The following is a 4,630-nucleotide window of genomic DNA, read 5'->3' as shown; positions in this document are numbered from 1 at the left end:
ATTTGCTCACTATCGTTGGTAGGATTTATATACTAAAAAACACAATTTCCCAATAAGGAAGGAGAAATTACCCAATGGCAAGAGAGTTCTCCTTAGACAAAACTCGTAATATCGGGATCATGGCTCACATTGATGCCGGTAAAACGACTACTACAGAACGTATCTTGTTCTATACTGGTCGTATCCACAAAATTGGTGAAACTCATGAAGGAGCTTCACAAATGGACTGGATGGAGCAGGAACAAGAACGTGGTATCACAATCACTTCCGCTGCGACAACTGCACAGTGGAAAGGATACCGCGTAAACATCATCGATACTCCAGGACACGTAGACTTCACAGTTGAAGTTGAACGTTCTCTTCGTGTACTTGATGGTGCTGTTGCTGTACTTGACGCACAGTCTGGCGTTGAGCCTCAAACAGAAACTGTTTGGCGTCAAGCAACAACTTACGGAGTACCGCGTATCGTTTTCGTCAACAAAATGGACAAAATCGGTGCAGACTTCCTTTACTCTGTAGGAACTTTAAGAGATCGTCTTCAAGCTAACGCTCATGCAATTCAATTGCCGATCGGCGCTGAAGACAACTTCGAAGGTATCATTGACCTAGTAGAAAACGTTGCGTATTTCTACGAAGATGATCTCGGAACTCGTTCTGATGCGAAAGAAATCCCTGAAGAGTACAAAGAGCAAGCTGAAGAGCTTCGCAACAGCCTCATTGAAGCTGTATGTGAGCTTGATGAAGAGCTTATGGACAAATACCTTGAGGGTGAAGAGATCACTATTGACGAGTTAAAAGCAGGTATCCGTAAAGGTACTTTAAATGTTGAATTCTACCCAGTTCTTGTTGGTTCTGCCTTCAAAAACAAAGGTGTTCAATTAGTACTTGATGCTGTTCTTGACTACCTTCCTGCACCAACAGACGTTGCTGCAATCAAAGGTATACGTCCTGATACAAATGAAGAGATTGAGCGTCATTCTTCTGATGACGAGCCATTCTCTGCATTAGCATTTAAAGTTATGACTGACCCTTACGTTGGTAAGCTGACGTTCTTCCGTGTCTACTCTGGAACACTTGATTCTGGTTCATACGTGAAAAACTCAACTAAAGGCAAACGTGAGCGTGTTGGACGTATCCTTCAAATGCACGCCAACAGCCGTGAAGAAATCTCTACTGTATATGCAGGAGATATCGCAGCTGCTGTAGGTCTAAAAGATACTTCTACTGGAGATACTCTATGTGATGAAAAGGATCTAGTTATCCTTGAATCAATGGAATTCCCAGAACCAGTTATTGACGTTGCAATTGAGCCTAAATCAAAAGCTGACCAAGATAAAATGGGTATCGCTTTAGCAAAACTTGCTGAAGAGGATCCAACATTCCGTACTCAAACAAACCCGGAAACTGGTCAGACAATCATCTCTGGTATGGGTGAGCTTCACCTTGATATCATTGTTGATCGTATGAAGCGTGAATTCAAAGTAGAAGCTAACGTTGGTGCTCCTCAAGTTGCGTACCGTGAAACATTCCGTTCCGGTGCAAAAGTTGAAGGTAAATTCGTACGTCAGTCTGGTGGACGCGGTCAGTTCGGTCACGTTTGGATTGAATTCGAACCAAACGAAGAAGGCGCTGGCTTTGAATTCGAAAATGCGATTGTCGGTGGGGTTGTTCCTCGTGAATACATCCCAGCTGTTCAAGCAGGTCTAGAAGATTCACTTGAAAATGGTGTATTAGCTGGATTCCCGCTTATCGACATTAAAGCAAAACTTTTTGATGGCTCTTACCATGATGTTGACTCAAACGAAATGGCGTTTAAAGTTGCTGCTTCTATGGCATTGAAAAATGCAGTCAGCAAATGTAACCCAGTTCTTCTTGAACCAATCATGAAAGTAGAAGTGGTTATTCCTGAAGAATACATGGGAGACATCATGGGTGATGTTACTTCTCGTCGCGGACGCGTAGAAGGTATGGAAGCTCGCGGTAACGCGCAAGTTGTTCGTGCGATGGTTCCTCTTGCTGAAATGTTCGGTTACGCTACTGCCCTTCGTTCTAACACGCAAGGTCGCGGTACGTTCACTATGCACATGGATCACTACGAAGAAGTGCCGAAGAGCATTGCTGAAGAAATTATCAAAAAAAATAAAGGCGAATAATTGATTTTGCCTCTTAACTCAAGTATAACTACTATTGTAAGATGAGGAAGTGAAAGCTTTCTTTCACTTCCTATCACTCTATACATTACTAATTAAAAGCTCTTAAGGAGGATTTTAGAATGGCTAAAGAAAAATTCGACCGTTCCAAATCACATGCCAATATCGGTACAATTGGACACGTTGACCATGGTAAAACAACTTTAACTGCTGCTATCACAACAGTACTTCATAAGAAATCTGGTAAAGGTACAGCTATGGCGTACGATCAAATTGATGGTGCACCAGAAGAACGTGAGCGCGGTATCACAATCTCTACTGCACACGTTGAGTATGAAACTGAAACTCGTCACTATGCACACGTTGACTGCCCAGGACACGCTGACTATGTTAAAAACATGATCACTGGTGCTGCGCAAATGGACGGAGCTATCCTAGTAGTATCTGCTGCTGATGGCCCAATGCCACAAACTCGTGAGCACATCCTTCTTTCTAAAAACGTTGGTGTACCATACATCGTTGTATTCTTAAACAAATGCGACATGGTAGACGACGAAGAGCTTCTTGAACTAGTTGAAATGGAAGTTCGCGATCTTCTTAGCGAATACGACTTCCCTGGTGATGATGTACCAGTTATCAAAGGTTCTGCTCTTAAAGCTCTTGAAGGAGATGCTGAGTACGAAGCTAAAATCTTCGAACTTATGGATGCAGTTGATGAGTACATCCCAACTCCAGAACGTGACACTGAAAAACCATTCATGATGCCAGTTGAGGACGTATTCTCAATCACTGGTCGTGGTACAGTTGCTACTGGACGTGTTGAGCGTGGACAAGTTAAAGTCGGTGACGAAGTTGAAATCATCGGTCTTCAAGAAGAAAACAGCAAAACAACTGTTACTGGTGTTGAAATGTTCCGTAAGCTTCTTGATTACGCTGAAGCTGGAGACAACATTGGAGCCCTTCTTCGCGGTGTAGCTCGTGAAGATATCCAACGTGGTCAAGTACTTGCTAAACCAGGTACAATCACTCCACACAGCAAATTCAAAGCTGAAGTTTACGTTCTTTCTAAAGAAGAGGGTGGACGTCATACTCCATTCTTCTCTAACTACCGTCCTCAGTTCTACTTCCGTACAACTGACGTAACTGGTATCATCCATCTTCCAGAAGGCGTAGAAATGGTTATGCCTGGAGACAACACTGAAATGAACGTTGAGCTTATCTCTACAATCGCTATCGAAGAAGGAACTCGTTTCTCTATTCGTGAAGGCGGACGTACTGTTGGTTCAGGCGTTGTTTCTACAATCACTGAGTAATAGTATATTGAAAACGAGACCCTTTGGGTCTCGTTTTTTGTGTACTTATTTGTTTGCTTGTATAATAAGGTTTATCTTATTTGAGGAGCTATGGGTTATGAGTGAAAACACATCAATTTCTTTCATGAAAAAACTGAGGATCGAAAATACGAAGCAAATGCTCATGATCAATGGAAATGATATAGCGAACCCATTGCTGCTTTTTTTACATGGTGGACCCGGAGCATCCCAAATCGGATTTATCAGGAGCTATCAAAAGGAACTGGAACAGCACTTTACAGTTGTAAATTGGGATCAAAGGGGTTCAGGTCTTTCCTATACTAAACAGATTCCGCAGAGTTCAATGACAATCAGTCAAATCATTAAAGATACAATTCAAGTAACCGAATGGCTTTTAGGCCATTTCTCAAAAACAAAAGTGTACCTTGCAGGACATTCTTGGGGTTCGCTGCTGGCTCTTCATGTTCTGCAAGAGAGGCCGGATCTTTTTCACGCTTATTATGGAATCAGTCAGGTCACTAATACTCAGATGGAAGAAAAAACGGCCTATGATTCTCTGCGCAAGACAAATCGCTTTCTTTCAGTAGCCTTAGGCTTAATTGGCCCTCCACCTTGGAACAAGAAAATTCAGCACTTCATCTTTCGAGTCTGTATTGAACTGAGCAGGGGAGGATTCACTCATCATCGCCGGCACATTCTTACAGTATTGTGTCAGTTGCTTGCTGGAAATGAGTATGGAATAAAAAACATCTCTCGTTTCATCAGAGGACAGCTTTTCAGCGCAATGTATTTAACTGATGATTTATTTCGTTTTGATGCATTTAAATCAGTTTCTTCTATTAAAGTACCGAGCTTTTTTATTTCGGGGAGACATGATTTGATCGTTCCTGCTGAAACATCGAAACAGTATTATCTGTTTGTGGATGCTCCTGAAAAGCGCTGGCATTATTTTAAAAACTCCGCCCACACGCCGCATATCGAGGAGCCTTCATTATTTGCCAATACTCTGAGTAAACACGCAGTGTACCACTTATGATAGAAGAAAATTCCCTTATTCACTCGCTTCTTGATAAATAAGAAAAACACCTGTATAATACTAAAAGTGTGCAAATCATGCATATTCTAAATAAGTCTTGCAACATACGTCTATTTTCTGTATAATGGTGT

3 protein-coding genes are annotated in these 4,630 nt (G+C 41.9%); all 3 read left to right on the top strand.

The annotated features are described in order from the left end of the window. The first annotated feature begins 74 nt into the window (after positions 1 to 74). The 3 genes from fusA (at position 75) to CJU60_RS20480 (ending at position 4,499) form a co-directional block, all read left to right on the top strand. A complete protein-coding gene (gene fusA, locus CJU60_RS20490; protein ID WP_095714790.1) occupies positions 75 to 2,153 on the top strand; it encodes an elongation factor G in 2,079 nt (692 codons plus the stop codon). Positions 2,154 to 2,272: 119 nt separating this feature from the next. Continuing rightward, positions 2,273 to 3,463 carry an elongation factor Tu gene (gene tuf / locus CJU60_RS20485; protein WP_010332768.1) on the top strand — a complete coding sequence of 397 codons (1,191 nt, stop codon included), beginning with the start codon at positions 2,273 to 2,275 and terminating at the stop codon, positions 3,461 to 3,463. A gap of 97 nt (positions 3,464 to 3,560) precedes the next feature. Then, a complete protein-coding gene (locus CJU60_RS20480; RefSeq protein WP_095714789.1) occupies positions 3,561 to 4,499 on the top strand; it encodes an alpha/beta fold hydrolase in 939 nt (312 codons plus the stop codon). The last annotated feature ends 131 nt before the right edge of the window (positions 4,500 to 4,630 follow it).

The organism is Bacillus sp. 7705b (assembly GCF_002289525.1).
Classification (GTDB): domain Bacteria; phylum Bacillota; class Bacilli; order Bacillales; family Bacillaceae; genus Bacillus; species Bacillus halotolerans.
This window is presented reverse-complemented; position numbering and strand designations above follow the sequence as displayed.